This is a genomic window from Vibrio sp. 1-Bac 57, from assembly GCF_037546855.1.
Classification (GTDB): Bacteria; Pseudomonadota; Gammaproteobacteria; order Enterobacterales; family Psychromonadaceae; genus Psychromonas.
This window is the reverse complement of sequence record NZ_JALAAC010000002.1, coordinates 213,541-232,939: the sequence shown is the minus strand read 5'-3', so window position 1 is coordinate 232,939 and position 19,399 is coordinate 213,541. Positions and strand designations below refer to the sequence as shown.

Genomic DNA, 19,399 nt, shown 5'->3' with positions numbered 1-19,399 from the left:
AAAAGCATGCAAACAAAAAGTAGCATGATTGCTTTGATATGCGTAAAATGCGACCTCGTTTTAAGAAACACACTAATTAGTCAGCATAGTAGGCAGTGAATATGAGCATGAAATTACACGTTAAAACCTGGGGTTGTCAGATGAATGAATACGATTCATCTAAGATGGCGGACCTTTTAAGTGCAAGCAACGGATATGTTTCTGTTGATGAAGCAGAAGATGCTGACGTGATCTTACTCAATACCTGTTCTATTCGTGAGAAAGCGCAGGAAAAAGTATTCCACCAATTAGGTCGTTGGAGAAAACTAAAAGAAAAAAATCCTAACATCATTATTGGTGTTGGTGGCTGTGTTGCATCACAGGAAGGTAAAGCTATACGTCGTCGTGCACCTTATGTAGATATTGTTTTTGGACCGCAAACGTTACACCGTTTACCAAAAATGATTCAAGATGTGAAAGAAAACAAAGGTAACGTGGTTGACGTTAGTTTCCCTGAAATTGAAAAATTTGATTCAATGCCAGAGCCTAAGGCAGACGGAGCAACGGCCTTTGTTTCGATCATGGAAGGTTGTTCTAAATATTGTACTTTCTGTGTTGTACCTTATACACGTGGTGAAGAAGTTAGCCGTCCGTTAGATGACATTTTATTAGAAGTTGCGCAGCTTGCAGAACAAGGTGTGCGTGAAATTAATTTATTGGGTCAAAACGTAAATTCATACATTGGTGCAATGCACGATGGTGAAGAATGTAGCTTTTCTGAATTATTACGTTACGTAGCCTCAATTGATGGTATTGATCGTTTACGTTATACCACCAGTAACCCAATTGATTTTACTGATGAAATCATTGACGTTTACCGTGATACACCTGAATTAGTTGATTTCTTGCATTTGCCTGTTCAAGCAGGGGCGGATCGTATTTTGAACTTAATGAAACGTGGCCACACGATAGCGCAATACAAAGAAAAAATTGCCGCATTAAAAGAAGTACGCCCTAACCTGACCATCAGCTCTGATTTTATCGTTGGTTTTCCAAATGAAACGGATGAAGATTTTCAGCAAACAATGGATCTGATTAACTTTATTGGTTTTGATACTAGCTACAGCTTTATTTATAGCCAACGTCCAGGCACTCCAGCAGCAGATATGCCTGATGATGTGACCTTAGAAACAAAGAAAAAACGCTTAGCTATCTTACAAGATCGTATTCATCAGCATTCGCAATTGATTGGTCGCCGTATGGTCGGCTCAGTACAACGAATTTTAGTTGAAGGCCCTTCTCGTAAAAACATCATGGAATTATGTGGGCGTACTGAAAACAACCGTATCGTAAATTTCGAAGGTGATCATCGTTCAATCGGTGGTTTTGTTGATGTTGAAATTACAGAAGTACATACCAACTCAATTCGTGGTAAGTTTATCCGTGGAGAATCAGAAATGAATCTACGTGAATCAATTCGACCAAGTGATATTGTGAATAAAAAAGCAAATAAGCTTGGTGTTGAAACTTTTATCCCAGCTTAATTTTTATTTTTATAATTTTTAGCTCAGCAAAAGAAGGCGTTACAATTTGACCACAAAATTAACGACAGTACATCTTGAATTAGTCCCAGCAGACAAAGACCGTTTAGCGGTTTTATGCGGTTCATTTGACGATAATATTAAACAAATTGAACGCCGTTTGGGTGTTGAAATCATTTATAAAGATGCACAGTTTCAAGTAGTAGGCGAACACCGTTATGCCCAAGCTTGCAGTGATTTATTAAATGAGTTGTACATTGAAACACAGCCTATTAAAGGTAAAGCACCGCGCTTATCCGATGAAGATGTACATTTAGCTTTACAGAATTTATTCAGTGAACATCGTTTGTTAGAAGTAAAACCAGCCTCTGAAGATCCTGGTTTTAAAAGTTTAACCATTAAAACTAAACGTGGTGTGATTAAACCGCGCGGTGAAAACCAAACTAAATACGTCAGCAATATTTTACGTAATGATATTACCTTTGGTGTTGGCCCTGCCGGCACGGGTAAAACTTACTTAGCCGTGGCTTGTGCAGTTGAAGCTTTAGAACGCCAAGAAGTACGTCGTATTCTATTAACGCGCCCAGCAGTTGAAGCAGGCGAAAAGCTAGGTTTTCTACCGGGTGATTTATCACAAAAAGTAGATCCGTACTTACGCCCTTTATACGACGCATTATTTGAAATGTTAGGTTTCGAAAAAGTTGAAAAACTGATTGAAAAAAATATCATCGAAATTGCACCGTTGGCTTATATGCGCGGGCGTACTCTAAATGATGCTTTTGTTATTTTGGATGAAAGCCAAAATACGACAACAGAACAAATGAAAATGTTTCTGACCCGTATTGGTTTTAACTCTACAGCGGTTATTACCGGTGATATCACGCAAATCGATTTACCACGCCATCAAAAGTCTGGTTTACGCCATGCCATTGAAGTACTAGGCGAAGTCGATGAGGGTATCAGTTTTAACTTTTTCTTAGCCGATGACGTAGTACGCCATCCGGTTGTTGCGCGTATTGTGAAAGCTTACGATGCCTTTGATAGAAAAAAAGAAATTGCAGAAAGCGAAGCGAGTAACGCGTAATGGAACTTTATGTGGATTTACAGCTGGCGACTGAAGACCAACAAGCACTGCCAGACTTAGCCCAATTAGAAAAGTGGATAAGTACAACCCTCCTTGCAGCTAGCGATGAAATGCGCGATGATGCGGAACTAACGGTGCGTATTGTAGACAGTGAAGAAAGTCAGCAGTTGAATCACCAATATAGAGACAAAGATAAACCAACTAATGTTTTATCTTTTCCTTTCCAAAATCCGCCTGGGATCACTTTACCCTTATTAGGGGATCTAGTAATCTGTAAACAGGTGGTTGAAAAAGAAGCAATGGAACAACAGAAAGCGTTGACCTCACATTGGGCACACATGCTAGTACATGGTACGCTGCATTTATTAGGTTACGACCATATTGATGATGATGAAGCAGAAGAGATGGAAAGCATTGAAACTAAACTACTGATTGAGTTAGGTTTCAGTGACCCTTATTTAAGCGAAAAAGAGTAAATAAAATTAATGTCGGAAGATTATCATTCTAGCAACGAGCAGCCTAAAGAAGGCCTGCTCGATAAAATCGGCAACCTTTTCCAAGGCGAGCCAAAGAGTCAAGAAGAGTTATTAGATGTGATTGATAGCGCTAAACAGCGCCAAGTTATCGATCAAAAAACCAAAGAAATGATAAAAGGTGTGATCGACGTATCTAAGATGCGCGTTCGAGACATCATGATCCCACGTTCACAAATGGTAACCCTAGGTTTACATCAGCCTGTTGAAGAGTTGTTGCCAGAAATTATCAGATCTGCACACTCCCGCTTTCCTGTTATCACAGAAGATAAAGACCATGTCGTCGGTTTGCTATTGGCAAAAGACTTGATTCAATATGGTTTCAGCTCGGATCCAGATGATTTTAAAATAGAAGATATTCTCAGAGAAGCCGTAGTGGTGCCTGAGAGTAAGCGCTTAGATACCCTATTAAAAGAGTTCCGCAGTCAACGTTACCATATGGCTATCGTCGTCGATGAGTACGGTGGTGTATCTGGCTTGGTCACTATTGAAGATATTTTAGAAGTGATTGTGGGTGAGATTGAAGATGAATTTGATTACGAAGAAGAAGATGAAATTCGTCAAATAGGTAAACGTACTTATACTGTAAGTGCACTCACCACTCTGGCTGATTTTAATGCTTTTTTTGAAACTGATTATAATATTGAAATTCAAGATACGATTGGCGGTTTAATTTTGCATGAGCTAGGTCACTTACCTAGCCGTGGTGAAAAAATAACTATTGCAGAGCATAAGTTTAAAGTCACTAATGCAGATAATCGTCGCTTAGTACAGTTACAAGTACGTGTTCCAAAAGAACTTAAAAAAGAGCTCAAAAGAGATTGAAAAAAAGCTTAAGCAAATTACAGGGCAAGATCATCTCTTCTCTGGCCGCGCAATTAATAATTGCAGTATTGTTAGGCGCGATACAAGTATTTGCTTTTGCACCTTTTCAACAATGGTGGGTTTTATACCCATCCTTTGTTGGCTTGTTTTTATTGCTGCAACAAACGCAATTAGTAAACAAAAAATTATTCTTAGTCTGCTTTAGTTTTAACCTATCAATGTTCATTGCCACTATGCATTGGATCTATGTCAGCATGGATCTTTTTGGCGGAATGCCGAGTATTGTTAGCGGCTTATTGATTGTTGTGTTGTGTGCTTATCTCGCCTTGTTTCCAACCCTCGCGTTATGGTTAAGTTATAAAATTAAATTACCAGAAAATAGTCCAGCTATTAGGTTGCTACTCATTTTACCTAGTTTGTGGTTGCTCACGGATTGGTTACGGGGTTGGGTATTAACGGGTATGCCTTGGGCCTACCTCGGTTACAGCCATGCAGATACACCATTAGCAGGTTTTGCTCCTATATTTGGTGTGCAAGGCATCACTTTAGCGGTAATGCTTATTTGTTGTGCGCTGACGTTAATATTAATCAAACAATTTCAGCGCTTATCTTACTTGTTAATTATTTTTTTAGTGTCGAGTGGTTATGCTTTAAAACAACTGACCTTTACCGAATTACAACCAGCGGTCAACGTTGCATTAGTGCAAGGTAACATCGATCAGAATGAAAAATGGAAAGCAGACCAACTGTACCCTTCTTTGTTTAAATATTTAGACTTGTCCAAAGCAAGTTCGAAGCTCATTTCTCCTGCAACAAATAAAAACAGCCCTGATACTATTTCGCAAAAGAGTAATAAAGTGCAGACAAATGATAATGAATTAATCATTTGGCCTGAATCCGCTATTGCAGGCTTGGAAATAGATATGCAGCGCTTTTTACAACCTCTATCAAAGGAGTTGGCACTACAAGGCAAAACTCTATTAACCGGGATTATTAATTATAATATTAGAGAAAATGAGTATTTTAATAGCATTATCATGCTTGGCAAACTTCCTGAAGGGCAAGGTTATTCACCAATAAGTCCAAATAGATATAATAAACATCACCTTTTACCGATTGGTGAGTTTGTGCCCTTTGAAGATCTTTTACGCCCGTTAGCACCTTATTTTAATTTACCCATGTCGAGCTTTAATCGTGGACCTGAAATGCAAAAAAACCTAAGTATTGAGCAAACAACCATGGCCCCTTCCCTGTGTTATGAAATTGCCTTTCCCGAACTATTGCGAAAAAATGTAGGCATAGAAACGGGTATGATTATTACCCTGAGCAATGATGCTTGGTTTGGACACTCAATTGGCCCTGCACAACATTTAGAGATAGCCAGAATGCGTGCTATTGAGTTAGGACGTCCGTTATTACGTAGTACCAATAACGGGATCACAGCTATCTATGACAGTAAGGGTAATGAGTTAGGGCGATTACCATCAAATACAGCCGCAGTATTAAGACGTTCAATACAGCCAGCCTATGGACAAACCCCCTATCAAAAAATGGGCCAAATCCCTTTATTTATTTTTTGTTTTTTTGCTTTATTATCAGCTTTTATTTTAAACAAAAGACAAACCGCTTAATCATCAGTACCTTCACAAAAACTATTTCCTAAACTGCTCTCTCAGAGGTTGATTAAGGCGTGTTATGAAAAATAAAATCCTTACGTTTCGCGATAAAAGCTTTCAAAAAAAATTGTGGACCTTGGCACTACCTATCACTCTACAATCACTACTTTATTCATTTCTCGGGTTAGTAGATATTCTGATGGTGAGTCAACTTGGCGAATCTGAAATTGCTGCCGTCGGCTTAGGTAATAAAGTATTTTTCTTTAACTTATTAATGATGGTCGGTGTCAGCCATGCAGGCGGTGTGCTCGCCGCTCAATATTTTGGTGCCAAAGAGCTTTCAGGCTTACGTCGTAGTTTAATCACCTCTTTATTAATTAGTTTTGTTGTCACCCTACCTTTTGTTGCATTTTATGTGCTCTCACCAAGCACTGTCACAAGTTTAGCCAGTGATGACCCTGTATTGCTTGTTTTTGCTAACCAATATTTAAAAATCACAGCCTACAGCTTTTTATTTATCGCAGTCGTCTTACCATTAGAAACCGCACTACGTTCTGCTGGCGATACTAAAACGGCCATGAATATTAGTTTTTTAGTGCTGCCACTGAACGCTTTTTTTAACTATATCTTAATATTTGGGCATGCTGGTTTCCCCGTTATGGGAGTAGAAGGCAGTGCTTGGGGAACTTTTTTAGCTCGCGCTATTCAAATGCTATTATTGATATTATTTATTGCTAAAAAAAGGCCTTTTATCTTAGCCAGTTTAGTAGAGATAAAGACTGCTTTATCGCTGTTAGACATCAAACGTTATTTGAAACTTGCAATTCCAATGATATTGCATGATAGCGGATGGGCTTTAGGTGTTTTTGTTTACACGTTGATCTTTGCCATGATTGGTGTGCAAGAGCTAGCAGTAATGAGCATGGTATCGACGATAGAACAAACTATATTCGCCTTATTTATCGGCGTAGCAATTGCGAGTGGCACAATGATTGGTCATGAGCTAGGAGCAAAAGCATTCGATAGAGCTTGGCAACAGGCTTGGACATTTATTTTATTTGTGCCGGTTTTAGCATTTATATTTATACCGCTGATCATTTATTTTAGAGAGCCGGTATTATCGCTATTTCCTTCACTTTCTGCGTCCGCTAATGCGAGCGCATCACAAGTGTTACTGGTACTTGCTTGTGCCCTGTTTATTCGTGTTGTGAACTTTATCGGTATTATTGGCGTATTACGCAGCGGTGGAGATATCAATTACAGTACGTTTATGGATATTTTTTGCATGTGGTGTGTTGGTATTCCACTGACTTACGTTGCAGTTACTTATTATAATTTCAGTTTAGTAGAAGCTTATATTGTTACGCTTTCCGAAGAGTTAATAAAAGTAATATTAGTCATTCATCGTGTGCACAAAAAACACTGGCTTAGGAATGTATTACCTACTTAAACCTGAACGATAAAGGGCGTCACAAACAATTTATCACTGCTATTTATAACGCAAACTGATACCATATTTTTTTGATTTTTAACTAACGCTAAGGAAATCGCATGTTTTTAAAAAAAACGGCCATTATAACACTTACTTCACTATTTTTGACCGTTGGATGTATCTCTATTTCTACTACTGAAACTGAACAAAAAATTCAGCAAACACTCACCGAACAAGCGACAAAAATTACAGAGTTAGAAACTGAATTAGTGACTTCTAAAGCAGATATTGAGAAAAAACAAAACTCATTAAAAGCTGTACAAACTGACTTAGAAAAAACCCAAAAAGAAGCGCAAACACTTAACCAACAATTAGCTCAGCAAATAGCAAAACAAAAAGCTGTTGCAGCAAAAACACCCAAAAGAAGCAATGTTGTAGTTAGCAAAGTGAGCAAACGCGATATTTATCTAGATAAAACGGTATTGGGTCAAACTGAATGGCTATATATCAATAAAGCGAAGAAAAGTTTTAGAGCACGTGTTGATACTGGTGCCGCTACCTCATCAATTAACGCGGTGAATATTCAACATTTTGAACGTGATGGTAAAAATTGGGTTCGATTTAACATCGCACACGATAAAGATGCAGAAGCCAACATCATTGAAGCAAGAATAGATCGTTACGTGAAAATATTACAGTCTAGTGAACCTGGTGAAAGAGATCGACGTCCAGTGATCAAGCTTAATGTTCGTATGGGTGGTATTACTCAACAATCTGAATTTACCTTAACCGACCGTCAACATATGGACTATGCAGTACTCATTGGGCGTAGCTTTATACAAGACGTGATGATTGTTGATGTTAGCCAAGATTATATTCATCCTAAGTATCAAGCTGAAGATAATAAATAGGAAACCCCCATGAATGCTCGTATTTTCTTTTTCACCTTAGTAGCAGGACTTTTTTTACTGGGTGTGTTTCAAACAGTACAACGCCATTTGGCTTTTGATATTCCTTGGATGCCAGGTGAAACACGGTCGGTCTGGAATATTGATGCCAAGATTGAATTTGAAGCGACTGGAAAACCTGTACTCGCCTCATTGAGTACGCCAAATAGCCAAGCAGGCTATACGCAAATCAGTCAAAATGCAGCTTCTCCGGGTTACGGTTTATCTTTTTTATATGAAGATAATAAACCACAAGCACAATGGACAATCCGTCAAGCGACAGGTCCTCAGACACTTTATTATAATATTCAGCTATTAGTTGATAGTGATAGTGTGGATCAACCCATCACTAAAATGCCAGAGTTGTTTGATACTGAATATGGTGCTGCCGGCTTAGCCGCTGGCACTGATATTATTAAAGATGCTTTTAAAACCAGTGCAGATGCTTTTAGTTTTACCCGCGAAATTTTAAAGCAATTAAACACAGAACAGCCTAATCAAAGCATAAGATTAGTCCTTGCGTCTAAAAGCTCTAAAACAAACATTCTGATTGGATTACTCAACGAAGCTAAAATTCCTACTAAAAAAGTGGGAGCATTAGCTCTAGAAGATGGTCGTCGTCGTCAGCATTTGCAACCTTTGGTTGAAGTTTTCCAAGAAAAAAATGGAAAAATTGAATCTCGCTTATTTGATGCTTCAAGCCTTCAAGAGGTGGATCGCAAAGATCTATTACTGTGGGATCAAAGTGGTAAAGCATTATTAGAATTAACTGGAGGAGTGAATTCTAAAGTCAGCTTCTCAATGATTCAGCAAGACCAACCAGCGTTGGCGGCTATTTTGCAAAAGAATGACAACGAACATTTATTCAATTTCTCGATCCATAGTTTACCTATTGAAGATCAGTCTTTGTTTAAAGGCATCTTAATGATTCCATTGGGTGTGCTGATCGTAGTTATGATGCGTGTTTTGATTGGTTTAAAAACATCTGGTACTTTCATGCCGGTATTGATCGCAATGGCCTTTATTCAAACTAGCTTAATCACTGGTATTGTCGGCTTTGTGATGTTGGTGGCAGTAGGTTTATTTATTCGTTCCTATCTTTCTCACTTAAATCTATTACTGGTTTCGCGGATCTCGACAGTGATAATAATGGTTATCTTACTGATCGCCCTATTTGGTGTTTTATCGTACAAGCTTGGGTTAACCGAAGGCCTCAAAATCACCTTCTTCCCAATGATCATCTTATCTTGGACCATCGAGCGCATGTCAGTGTTATGGGAAGAGGAAGGTGCTAAAGAAGTATTCAAGCAAGGTGGCGGTAGTTTGATCGTGGCTGTATTTGCTTACTTTGTAATGAGTAATGATGTCACTAGACACCTAATGTTTAACTTTATTGGACTGCAGTTTGTGGTCATGGCGCTAGTATTATTACTGGGTAGTTACACTGGTTACCGCTTACTAGAATTACGCCGCTTCAAGCCATTAGTGGACAAGGAGTAGCGCATGTTTTTCAGTAGCCCTTTTAAGTTAAAGAAAAAAGGCATAATGGGGATGAATGAACGTAATAGCCGCTATATCGGCCGTTACAACCCTAGACGTTTATATCCTTTAGTGGATAATAAATTAAAAACTAAAATTATTGCGCGCGATGCAAATGTCACTACCCCTGCTCTTTTAGGTGTGATCACCATGCAAGCGGAAGTAGAAACTGTAGAACAATTCATTACTAATACTCCAGGCTTTGTAATAAAACCCGCTAAAGGCAGTGGTGGTAAGGGTATTCTTGTTATTACTAAAGTTGAAAATGGTCGCTATTATAAATCCAATGGTAATGAAGAAAGCCTTTCAGAGATCAAACGTCATGTAACGGATATCTTAGCGGGCTTATTCAGCTTAGGTGGTAGCGCAGATGTTGCGGTGATCGAAGGTTTAATTCAATTTGATAGTGCATTTGATGGTTTTAGCTTTGAAGGTGTTCCTGATGTACGTGTTATCGTATTTAAAGGTTTTCCTGTGATGGCAATGATGCGCCTTTCAACGGCCGCTTCCGATGGCAAAGCAAATTTACATCAAGGTGCTGTCGGTGTTGGCATTGATATCGCAACAGGAAAAGCTATTAATGCGGTTCAGTTCGACTTACCTGTTGAACGCCACCCTGACACAGATAAAGAGTTAAAATTGCTTGTAGTGCCTAACTGGGAACGTTTGATTTACTTAGCAGCTAGTTGCTACGAGATGACAGGAATGGGCTACCTAGGAACGGATATGGTATTAGATCGCGATTTAGGACCAATGCTATTAGAACTCAATGCTCGCCCTGGATTGGCTATTCAAATTGCTAATGGCACCGGCATCTTGCCTCGCCTTAAATTAGTGGAAAGTTTAAAGGATGCAGACAAAATGACCGTGGAAGAGCGCGTTGCTTTTTCTAAACAACATTTTGCAGAAACGCCCTTAATAGAAACAGAGTGAACATAATTAAATATTAAGTAGCATTCTTTTTAAAGGCTGACTCAGCACATACGAAAAAGCCGATAACATATCCTGTTATCGGCTTTTTACTTTCATAAGCTAATCTTTGATTATTTATTTTTTAATGCATAAATCCGCATGCTCAGATTCGCCAGTAACTTCCTAAGCCATTGATTTACTAATTTTAAAACTTATAAAAAAACCGAGCAAGCTCGGTTTTTCAAGGTATAACTAAAAGTTTTATATACTGTAGAAGTTACTTAGCAGCTTAGTACTTAACTACTTAACTACTTAACTACTTAACCACTAGTATTTAGCTACTTAACAACAGTAAGAAACGATTTTTTGTTAGTACCTTTTGCATCTTGCTGTACTTGTTTCTTATCTTCAACGGCTTGCATAGGCGCATCATATTCATCATACGCTGGCTCATCGGGGAAAATAGTGCCTGCGCCATTCTCACGCGCATAAATACCTTCAATAGCATACATAGGCACATAAACTTGTGTAGGTATGCCAGAGAATCGAGCATTAAAGGATAACGCATTATCATCTAATGAAAAATCAAGCACAGAGCGTGGCGCAATATTTAATACAATTTTGCCATTTTCTACAAATTGTAATGGTACATCAACATGTGGTTTGGTCGCATCGACAATTACATGAGGCGTGCATTCACTATCAACTATCCAGTCATAGAAAGCACGCATTAAATAAGGACGTTGTACTAACATTTCCGACATATAAAATACCTACAAAATTAAGAATTAAGCACCGATACGAATTTCACGTTCAGTTTCAGTCATTGATGCTTGGAAAGATTCACGTTCAAATACTTTAACCATGTAACTCTTCAAGCCTGTTACGTTGTCGTAACCTAAGTCAATTTTCAACTCAGGTAGACGCCATAGTAAAGGAGCCATATAACAATCAACAATCGTAAACTCTTCAGACATGAAATAAGCGAAATGTTCAAATACAGGTGCAACTTCAAGAATTTTAGCACGTAATTTTACACGAGCAGGCTCAGCTTTAGATTCATTACCTGACATGATCAGTGCTACTAAAGGATACCATTCACTTTCAATACGTTGCATTAGTAGACGGCTTTTAGCACGTTCAACTGGGTATACAGGCATTAATGGTGGATGCGGGAAACGCTCATCTAAATATTCCATGATGATGCGTGAGTTATATAAAACCAATTCACGGTCAACTAATGTTGGAACATCACTATTTGGCGTTAACTCAGCTAACTCCTCAGATGGGTTCTCTTCGTCTACTGATGTGATGTCAACATTGACACCCTTTTCAGCTAATACGATGCGAGTTTGATGACTATATAAGTCAGATGGTCCTGAGAACAACGTCATTACTGAACGTTTATTTACAGCTACGGCCATGGAATACCCCTAGTAGTTAAAAAATTAAGTGTTTAAAAAACACAAACGGCAATGACGTCATAGTGACACCATTGCCGATAAGATAATAGAGAAAGTGTTGCGACGATTAGTGAATATCGCGCCAGTACTCTTTCTTCAATAAGTAACTCAGTACAAATAAGATAATTAAGAAACCAATTACCCAGAAACCTAAGCTTTGACGCTCTAGTTTATTCGGCTCACCTGAATAGACTAGGAAGTTTACCAGATCTAACACCGCTCGGTCATACTCATCGGATGACATCTCACCTGTACCGCTACTTTCAAGCCCGACAACGGTATGGTGTTCGACACCTTGCTCATCAACGTGAGTTTCAATAATAGCCGTTGGAATACCTTGCAGTTCCTCTAATACATGCGGCATACCCACATCTTTAAAGACAACATTATTTACGCCGAATGGACGATTAGGGTCTTTATAGAAAGAGCGTAAGTAAGTATATATCCAATCAGGGCCACGTAAACGGGCTTCTAAGGTTAAATCTAATGGTGCATTACCAAACCATTTAGCCGCATCTTTTTTATCCATGCTGTTTTTCATTAACTCGCCAATTTTACTATTTGTAAAAATTAGGTTGTCTTTCATTAACTGATCAGGAATCCCTAAATCAGTCGCAACACGTTGATAACGTTGATGTGCAGTTGAGTGACAAGCAGAACAGTAGTTCATGAATAATTTTGCACCATTTTGCAGTGAAGCTTTATCCGTTAAATCATAGTTAGCTTTATCTAAATGAATCGCTGCACCCGATGCAAATACTAAACTTGGTAAAAATGCCACTAAGGCGATCAATAATTTTTTCATTAGTGTGTCAACCTCGTTGGTAGTGGTTTGGTTTTTTCATTTTTACTGTACAAGAACAGTGCAATAAAGAATCCAAAATATCCGACAGATGCAATCTGTGCAATAAGCGTATATAACGGTGTTGCTGGTAAGGCACCTAGCACACCTAATACGATGAAACAGATAATGAACTGTGTAATATTTAGTTTATGAATCCAACTACGGTAACGTATTGATTTAACTTTACAGCGATCTAACCATGGTAATAAGAATAGGATCGCAATAGAGCCACCAAAGAACACAACACCAATTAATTTATCTGGTATCGCACGTAAAATGGCGTAATACGGCGTGTAATACCAAACTGGTGCAATGTGAGCAGGTGTTTTCAAACCATTTGCAGCTTCAAAGTTAGGTGGCTCAAGGAAGAAACCACCGCCCTCTGGAATAAAGAATATCACTGCGGCAAAACAGATTAAGAATGCTGACACGCCCATGATATCTTTCACTGTAAAGTACGGGTGGAACGGAATTGCATCAATAATATCTTTTTTACTACTGTATTGTTTGTGGAACGTGAACTTGCCTTTAGCTTCTTCTGAGGCAGAACCTTTCTTCTGTTTAATCTCTACACCATCAGGGTTATTTGAACCCACTTCATGTAGGGCAACAATATGTAAGAAGACTAAGGCCACTAAAGCCAGTGGTAATGCCACCACATGTAATGCAAAGAAGCGGTTAAGCGTCGCACCAGAAATAACGTAATCACCTCGAATCCAAAGTGTTAGGTCATCACCAATAACAGGGATAGCACCGAATAATGAAATAATTACTTGCGCACCCCAGAAAGACATTTGTCCCCAAGGTAATAAGTAACCCATGAATGCTTCAGCCATCAACACTAAGAAGATCAACATACCGAAGATCCAAATTAATTCACGTGGTTTTTGATATGATCCGTAAATTAATCCACGGAACATATGTAAATAGATAACCACGAAGAAAGCAGATGCACCGGTTGAATGCATGTAACGTAATAACCAACCGTAAGGTACATCACGCATAATGTATTCAATTGACGCAAATGCACCTTCAGCAGAAGGGTTATAGTGCATTGTTAACCAGATACCTGTTAATAATTGATTAACTAGCACTAACATCGCTAATGAACCAAAAAAGTACCAAAAATTAAAGTTAACGGGTGTTGGATATTGCGCAAGATGTTTATTCCACGTTTCCGTCATTGGGATACGAGTATCGATCCAATCGATGCCGTCCATTACTAATTTTTTAAGCATTAGGCATCTCCTTTGTCTACGCCAATGAGAATATTTGTCTCATCCACATAATAATGCGGAGGGATCACCAAATTTAATGGTGCTGGTACGTTTTGGAATACACGTCCTGCCATATCGAATTTTGATCCATGACATGGACAGAAGAATCCAGACTCTACCCCTTCAACTTGCTCGTTGAATGAATCCGGTAGATAAGTTGGTGAACAACCTAAATGAGTACAAATACCAACAGCAAGGAATAAATCTGGTTTTAAAGAACGTCCAGCGTTCTTCGCATATTCAGGTTGTTGAGGTTCTTTAGATTCAGGATCACGTAATTTACTATCTAACGTAGCGAGTTCTTCAATTACTGTTGGTGTACGCGAGACAACCCATACAGGTTTACCTCGCCATTCAACACGAATTAACTGACCTGGCTGGATTTTGCTAATATCTACACTAACTGGCGCACCAGCAGCTTTAGCTTTTTCACTTGGACTCCAAGATTTCACAAAAGGTACTGCCACTGCAGCAGCCCCTATTCCACCAACAACTCCTGTTGTTAGTGTCAGAAACTTGCGACGACCAGAATTAACAGGCGCATTGCTCATTTAACCATCTCCATTGTGAGCTACTAAAAAAGCAGTTCAAAAAATACAAAACTGGGGGTATACATCAATCCGTTGAATCATGAATTACGAATGTTTGCATAAAAACTCGCTGAATTTTAAAGAAGTCGCTTGCCATTTACAAGCCATTAACATTACTTTTGAGGGGGAAATACAAAAAAGCATGGCTTAATTGACCATGCTCTCATTAGATTTGCTCTGTAAGCAAGAAACGACTCAATTTTATCAGCTTAAACAGCACTATCCATAATTGAAGTTGCACCCGATTTTGCCATTTCAGCAAGATCTTTATCAATCCAATATAGCGCTTTACCATCTTCTCCAACTAAATCGATTTTATCTAAGATACCTTTAAATAATTTCTCTTCTTCGTGTTGCTCAGCCACATACCACTGTAAAAAATTAAATGTTGAGTAATCTTGAGTAGTAAAAGCAACATGTGTTAATTCATTTATCTTTCTGGTGATCAAACATTCATGTTCATAGGTTTCTTGAAATACTTCTTTCAATGATTTAAAACCAACAGGGGGCGCATCAATTGAACCTAAAATAGGTAACGCACCTGTTTCACTAACGTAAGTAAATAAGCGATTCATGTGCTCCATCTCTTCTGTTGCATGCTTGCGCAACATTTCCGCAGCACCTTCATAACCTTTATCTTCACACCAAGCACTCATTTGTAAGTACAAATTTGAAGAATAGAACTCTAGGTTAATTTGCTCATTCAACTTTTCAACCATCGCCACGTTCAGCATTATTTTCTCCTCTTATTATTTATTGCCTAACCTTAAGGCTCATACCACTAAAAAACAAGCAAAAAAAAGCCCAGTATAAACTGGGCTTTTTTGCAATTCGTGAAAACGAAATTAACGTTTAGAGAATTGTGGACGTTTACGTGCTTTATGTAAGCCGACTTTCTTACGTTCAACTTTACGAGCATCACGTGTTACAAATCCTGCACCACGTAATTCAGAACGTAGTGTTTCATCAAACTGCATTAATGCACGAGTGATACCTAAACGGATTGCACCAGATTGACCAGTTGTACCACCACCTTTAACAGTGATGTTTAGGTCGAATTTCTCAGCAGAGTCTACTAACACTAATGGTTGACGAACAACCATACATGCAGTTTCACGACCGAAGTATTCATCTAAGTTACGTTTGTTGATAGTGATTTGACCACTACCTGCTTTCATAAACACACGAGCTGTAGAGCTTTTGCGACGACCTGTGCCGTAGTATTGATTTGCCATTGTTTTATATTCCTATTAGATGTCTAAAACTTGTGGTTGCTGTGCAGAATGTTGATGCTCAGAACCAGCATAAACTTTCAATTTACGATACATTGCGCGGCCTAAAGGACCACGTGGTAACATACCATTTACAGCTTTTTCAATAACACGCTCAGGAGCACGTACGATTAAGTCTTCAAAGCTAATTGCTTTAATGCCACCGATGAAACCTGTGTGGTGGTAGTAAATTTTACCTTTAGCTTTGTTACCAGTTACAGTAACTTTCTCAGCATTGATAACGATAATGTAATCGCCAGTATCAACATGAGGAGTGTATTCAGCTTTATGTTTACCGCGTAAACGTAAAGCGATTTCAGTAGCTAAACGACCTAGTGTTTTACCTTCAGCGTCAACTACGAACCAGTCGCGTTTTACTTCAGCTGGTTTTGCAACAAAAGTTTTCATTAAGTTATACCCAAATTAATGATTTAAAAAAATATGACAGCATAATTGCAGTCAAAAATGTATTTTTCGCCTTTCCGTATCCCTTCGAATACGTCTAGCGTAAACAGATCCACCATAACAATTGGGGAGGTGGATAACGTGGGCGGCCATATTGTATAGAAAACAACAACAGAGATCACCTGTTTATTACATATTTATGTACAAGTTTTTAACAGGCAAGGATTTAGCATTATAAAAGCTTCATGGCGGACCTAAAATGCCTATCGCGATTACCCATAAAAACACATTATTTGAGTTCTACTTTTTGATGAAAATAGAACTCAAAATTTATAAAGCAAGGTCTATAAATCTAGGTGATGGGCTTTACTTAGGTAGGCTTTACTCTGCATTTCTAATAACCGAGAAACACAGCGCTGAAATTCAAAAGCAAGACGAGTTCCATGATATAGATCTAATACATCCACTTCTGCAGAAATAATAAGGACTACATTGCGGTCGTAAAATTCATCAACCATAGCAATAAAACGGCGTGTTAGATCGTTATGTTGGTCATCCATTTTAGGAATATTCGACACTAATACTGTTCGATATAAAATAGCCAGCTCGATATAGTCATGCACACTTCGAGGACCATCACACAGCTCCCTAAATTCAATGCTTAATGTATCGTTGCTAAAGGCGATTGTTTTTAGCGAACGGTCATTAATAACAATCGTTTGCTGATACTCTTTATCTCCGGCAGCAAAGGTTTCAAAACTACTTTTGATTTGAGTTTCTGCATTTTTATCTAACGGATAGTGATAAATTTCAGCTTCAATTAATCGTCCTAATCGATAGTCTTTTCCACCATCGAGGTTAAATATTTCACAATGCTGATTAATTAAATCAATCGCAGGTAGAAATCGTGCCCGTTGCAAGCCATTTCGATACAAATTGTTGGGATGTATATTAGAGGTTGCAACTAGTACGACTCCTTGTGCAAATAATGCCTCAAACATACCAGCTAATATCATTGCATCGGTAATATCTTCCACATAAAACTCATCAAAACAGATAATGTCTGTTTTACTCGCAAACTGCTTAGCAATTTCTTTTAATGGGTCTGATTGCCCTTGCAATAAGGTTAACTGTTTATGGACTTGCAGCATGAAATGGTGAAAATGTAAACGTTGCTTACGCTCTGTTTTAAGGCCATGAAAAAACAAATCCACAAGGTAAGTTTTACCGCGCCCTACTCCACCGTAAAAGTACAGACCTTTGATCTCGGATTTAGACGAGCTAGTGGTTTTGAATAGTCGTTGCAATAGTGAACTTTTTTGTACTGGCTCAGTCTGATTTTGTAATAAATCATCATATAACCGTTGTAACATAGTAACGGCTTGCAATTGAGCAGGATCTGCAAAAAAGTTGGGTTTTAATAAGTCGGCTTGATATAAAGAAAGTGGTGTCACATTAATGTCTTAATAATTCAGTAAGTTAATCTTTATATAACATATTTTGGCACTATTTAAATAGTACCAAAGGCAATCGGAAATAGGTTTTGCGGTTTATCTCTCGAAATACTGATGCAATGGTTAACAACTTAATAAAGGTTAGTAGTCACATTATTAAAAAAGTTGAAATGTCATCAATCATCATTATTATCTTTTATAATGAATAAATAACAGATGCTTTGAACATCATTTACAAGGAGCCCCAATGCGTGTTTTTAAACATTCCCTTTTATTGGTGATTTTAGTAATCACTAGCTTTAACTCCATTGCCGCCTTACCTAATAACATCAATGGTAAAGCATTACCTACACTCGCACCGCTGATTAAAAAAGTAAGTCCCGCCGTCGTTGATATTTCAGTGTTTGGTGAAAGCACAGCAACACCAGGTGTACCCAATGAGTTATTAGAATTTTTACAACCACAACGCCCTCCACAACAATTTTCAGGATTAGGTTCCGGTGTAATTATTGATGCACAGCAGGGATATATCATCACTAATTATCATGTAATTGAAAATGCAGATGATATCGTTATCAGTCTAACTTCAGGGCATCAATATAAAGCCACAGTGATTGGGCAAGACCCACAAAGTGATATTGCATTATTACAAATAAAAAGTAAGCAGCCTTTAGTTGCGATCACATTTGCAAACTCAGACCAATTGCAGGTCGGTGACTTTACCATCGCTATCGGCAACCCCTTTGGTTTAGGGCAAACGGTTACCTCGGGCATTGTCAGTGCATTAGGGCGAAGTGGTCTTAATTTACAAAACCTAGAAAACTACATTCAAACAGATGCAGCCATTAACAGCGGTAATTCTGGTGGTGCATTACTTAACTTAAATGGCGAATTAATTGGTATTAATACTGCTATTTTGGGTCCTAATGGCGGCAACATTGGTATTGCTTTTGCTATTCCATCAAACATGGTTAAAAACCTCACACAACAATTATTGGAGTTTGGCGAAATTCGTCGAGGTATTCTAGGTATTAAGGGGGGGGAAGTGACACCAGATTTAGCTAAAAGCTTTTCATTAGATGTAACAAAAGGAGCCTTTATCTATCAAGTCACTCCTGATTCAGCTGCCGATAAAGCCGGTTTAAAAGCAGGAGATGTAATTACCGCGATCAATGGAACCGCTATAAAATCATTTGCAGCATTACGTGCAAAAATAGGAACGTTAAGTGCAGGCAAAAAAGTAAGCCTAAGCGTGATTCAGGACAATAAATATAAAAATATTAACGTTATATTAGGCGGCAACACAGCAACTGCAAAAGCAAAATTAACACCTATCCTGCCGGTTATTTTTGAAGGTGCGATCTTAAAGGATATAGCACCTGGGCAATCAGTCGTTGGCGTTAATGTAGTTGAAGTAAAACAAAACTCAATGGCAAGCCGTATCGGTTTACTTGAAGATGATAAAATAATAGCGGTTAATAAGACTGCGATCAGTAATCAAGCGGAACTTGTTTCTGCACTGGAGCAAGCCCAAAATATGAGAGCATTAAATATAATGCGGAATAACCGACTCATTTATATTATTTTGGACTAGGCTCAACTAGAAAATGTAATAAATTTACAGAAATTTACAAAAACTTAGATAAATATCTGCTTAATTTGGATAAATATCTACTTAACGGAGATT

Annotated in this window: 19 protein-coding genes; 10 read left to right on the top strand and 9 right to left on the bottom strand. The window is 38.3% G+C overall.

Features of this window, described 5'->3' with window-relative positions; all coding sequences use genetic code 11:
• Positions 1-101 precede the first annotated feature (101 nt).
• From miaB to MT391_RS02305, 9 genes are all read left to right on the top strand, one after another.
• Positions 102-1,523 carry a tRNA (N6-isopentenyl adenosine(37)-C2)-methylthiotransferase MiaB gene (miaB, locus tag MT391_RS02345; RefSeq protein ID WP_166370947.1) on the top strand — a complete coding sequence of 474 codons (1,422 nt, stop codon included), beginning with the start codon at positions 102-104 and terminating at the stop codon, positions 1,521-1,523.
• A 46-nt stretch (positions 1,524-1,569) separates the two neighbouring features.
• Positions 1,570-2,604, top strand: a complete 1,035-nt coding sequence (locus tag MT391_RS02340) for a PhoH family protein (protein WP_499496791.1) — start codon at positions 1,570-1,572, stop codon at positions 2,602-2,604.
• An 11-nt stretch (positions 2,605-2,615) separates the two neighbouring features.
• Positions 2,616-3,080, top strand: coding sequence for an rRNA maturation RNase YbeY (ybeY, locus tag MT391_RS02335; protein WP_499440000.1), 465 nt, complete (start codon positions 2,616-2,618; stop codon positions 3,078-3,080).
• Between the two features lie 9 nt (positions 3,081-3,089).
• Positions 3,090-3,962 (top strand): CorC family transporter, encoded by an 873-nt coding sequence (locus tag MT391_RS02330; protein WP_166370953.1) that lies wholly within the window; start codon positions 3,090-3,092, stop codon positions 3,960-3,962.
• Positions 3,959-5,593, top strand: coding sequence for an apolipoprotein N-acyltransferase (lnt, locus tag MT391_RS02325; protein WP_499496790.1), 1,635 nt, complete (start codon positions 3,959-3,961; stop codon positions 5,591-5,593). The genes MT391_RS02330 and lnt overlap by 4 nt, the downstream gene beginning before the upstream one ends.
• A 64-nt stretch (positions 5,594-5,657) precedes the next feature.
• Positions 5,658-7,028 (top strand): MATE family efflux transporter, encoded by a 1,371-nt coding sequence (locus tag MT391_RS02320; protein ID WP_499496789.1) that lies wholly within the window; start codon positions 5,658-5,660, stop codon positions 7,026-7,028.
• Between the two features lie 101 nt (positions 7,029-7,129).
• Positions 7,130-7,921, top strand: a complete 792-nt coding sequence (locus MT391_RS02315; RefSeq protein WP_499496788.1) for an ATP-dependent zinc protease family protein — start codon at positions 7,130-7,132, stop codon at positions 7,919-7,921.
• Between the two features lie 9 nt (positions 7,922-7,930).
• Positions 7,931-9,457 (top strand): inactive transglutaminase family protein, encoded by a 1,527-nt coding sequence (locus MT391_RS02310; RefSeq protein ID WP_166370961.1) that lies wholly within the window; start codon positions 7,931-7,933, stop codon positions 9,455-9,457.
• A 3-nt stretch (positions 9,458-9,460) separates the two neighbouring features.
• Positions 9,461-10,429 (top strand): alpha-L-glutamate ligase-like protein, encoded by a 969-nt coding sequence (locus MT391_RS02305; RefSeq protein ID WP_166370963.1) that lies wholly within the window; start codon positions 9,461-9,463, stop codon positions 10,427-10,429.
• Between the two features lie 317 nt (positions 10,430-10,746).
• On the opposite strand, the gene MT391_RS02300 is transcribed toward MT391_RS02305, so the two are convergent.
• The 9 genes from MT391_RS02300 to zapE form a co-directional block, all read right to left on the bottom strand.
• The gene (locus tag MT391_RS02300; protein ID WP_499496787.1) at positions 10,747-11,172 is read right to left on the bottom strand and encodes a ClpXP protease specificity-enhancing factor; all 426 of its coding nucleotides are present in this window, start codon (positions 11,170-11,172) and stop codon (positions 10,747-10,749) included.
• A 24-nt stretch (positions 11,173-11,196) separates the two neighbouring features.
• Positions 11,197-11,832 (bottom strand): stringent starvation protein SspA, encoded by a 636-nt coding sequence (gene sspA / locus MT391_RS02295; RefSeq protein ID WP_499439989.1) that lies wholly within the window; start codon positions 11,830-11,832, stop codon positions 11,197-11,199.
• Between the two features lie 106 nt (positions 11,833-11,938).
• Complete coding sequence (locus MT391_RS02290; RefSeq protein WP_166370969.1) at positions 11,939-12,676, bottom strand: cytochrome c1; 738 nt, start codon at positions 12,674-12,676, stop codon at positions 11,939-11,941.
• Positions 12,676-13,935, bottom strand: a complete 1,260-nt coding sequence (locus MT391_RS02285; protein WP_499496819.1) for a cytochrome b — start codon at positions 13,933-13,935, stop codon at positions 12,676-12,678. The genes MT391_RS02290 and MT391_RS02285 overlap by 1 nt, the downstream gene beginning before the upstream one ends.
• Positions 13,936-13,952: 17 nt before the next feature.
• On the bottom strand, positions 13,953-14,543 hold the full coding sequence (gene petA, locus MT391_RS02280) for a ubiquinol-cytochrome c reductase iron-sulfur subunit (RefSeq protein WP_166370973.1): 591 nt from the start codon (positions 14,541-14,543) through the stop codon (positions 13,953-13,955).
• Between the two features lie 248 nt (positions 14,544-14,791).
• The gene (gene ftnA, locus MT391_RS02275; protein ID WP_499496786.1) at positions 14,792-15,316 is read right to left on the bottom strand and encodes a non-heme ferritin; all 525 of its coding nucleotides are present in this window, start codon (positions 15,314-15,316) and stop codon (positions 14,792-14,794) included.
• 111 nt (positions 15,317-15,427) lie between these two features.
• A complete protein-coding gene (rpsI, locus tag MT391_RS02270) occupies positions 15,428-15,817 on the bottom strand; it encodes a 30S ribosomal protein S9 (protein ID WP_025565144.1) in 390 nt (129 codons plus the stop codon).
• A gap of 15 nt (positions 15,818-15,832) precedes the next feature.
• Entirely contained in the window at positions 15,833-16,261 is a 429-nt protein-coding gene (rplM, locus tag MT391_RS02265; RefSeq protein ID WP_028867510.1) for a 50S ribosomal protein L13, read from the bottom strand.
• A 341-nt stretch (positions 16,262-16,602) separates the two neighbouring features.
• A complete protein-coding gene (gene zapE, locus MT391_RS02260) occupies positions 16,603-17,712 on the bottom strand; it encodes a cell division protein ZapE (RefSeq protein ID WP_499496785.1) in 1,110 nt (369 codons plus the stop codon).
• 247 nt (positions 17,713-17,959) lie between these two features.
• On the opposite strand from zapE, the gene MT391_RS02255 reads away from it, so the two are divergent.
• Positions 17,960-19,306, top strand: a complete 1,347-nt coding sequence (locus tag MT391_RS02255; RefSeq protein ID WP_166370980.1) for a DegQ family serine endoprotease — start codon at positions 17,960-17,962, stop codon at positions 19,304-19,306.
• Positions 19,307-19,399: the final 93 nt, after the last annotated feature.

Coding starts and splice junctions, on each gene's coding strand:
- petA (WP_166370973.1), bottom strand. CDS start 14,543: ATGAGCAATGCGCCTGTTAATTCTGGTCGTCGCAAGTTTCTGACACTA.
- MT391_RS02305 (WP_166370963.1), top strand. CDS start 9,461: ATGTTTTTCAGTAGCCCTTTTAAGTTAAAGAAAAAAGGCATAATGGGG.
- MT391_RS02310 (WP_166370961.1), top strand. CDS start 7,931: ATGAATGCTCGTATTTTCTTTTTCACCTTAGTAGCAGGACTTTTTTTA.
- MT391_RS02320 (WP_499496789.1), top strand. CDS start 5,658: ATGAAAAATAAAATCCTTACGTTTCGCGATAAAAGCTTTCAAAAAAAA.
- MT391_RS02300 (WP_499496787.1), bottom strand. CDS start 11,172: ATGTCGGAAATGTTAGTACAACGTCCTTATTTAATGCGTGCTTTCTAT.
- MT391_RS02330 (WP_166370953.1), top strand. CDS start 3,090: ATGTCGGAAGATTATCATTCTAGCAACGAGCAGCCTAAAGAAGGCCTG.
- MT391_RS02290 (WP_166370969.1), bottom strand. CDS start 12,676: ATGAAAAAATTATTGATCGCCTTAGTGGCATTTTTACCAAGTTTAGTA.
- sspA (WP_499439989.1), bottom strand. CDS start 11,832: ATGGCCGTAGCTGTAAATAAACGTTCAGTAATGACGTTGTTCTCAGGA.
- rpsI (WP_025565144.1), bottom strand. CDS start 15,817: ATGGCAAATCAATACTACGGCACAGGTCGTCGCAAAAGCTCTACAGCT.
- MT391_RS02255 (WP_166370980.1), top strand. CDS start 17,960: ATGCGTGTTTTTAAACATTCCCTTTTATTGGTGATTTTAGTAATCACT.
- miaB (WP_166370947.1), top strand. CDS start 102: ATGAGCATGAAATTACACGTTAAAACCTGGGGTTGTCAGATGAATGAA.
- ftnA (WP_499496786.1), bottom strand. CDS start 15,316: ATGCTGAACGTGGCGATGGTTGAAAAGTTGAATGAGCAAATTAACCTA.
- MT391_RS02285 (WP_499496819.1), bottom strand. CDS start 13,935: ATGGACGGCATCGATTGGATCGATACTCGTATCCCAATGACGGAAACG.
- rplM (WP_028867510.1), bottom strand. CDS start 16,261: ATGAAAACTTTTGTTGCAAAACCAGCTGAAGTAAAACGCGACTGGTTC.
- MT391_RS02315 (WP_499496788.1), top strand. CDS start 7,130: ATGTTTTTAAAAAAAACGGCCATTATAACACTTACTTCACTATTTTTG.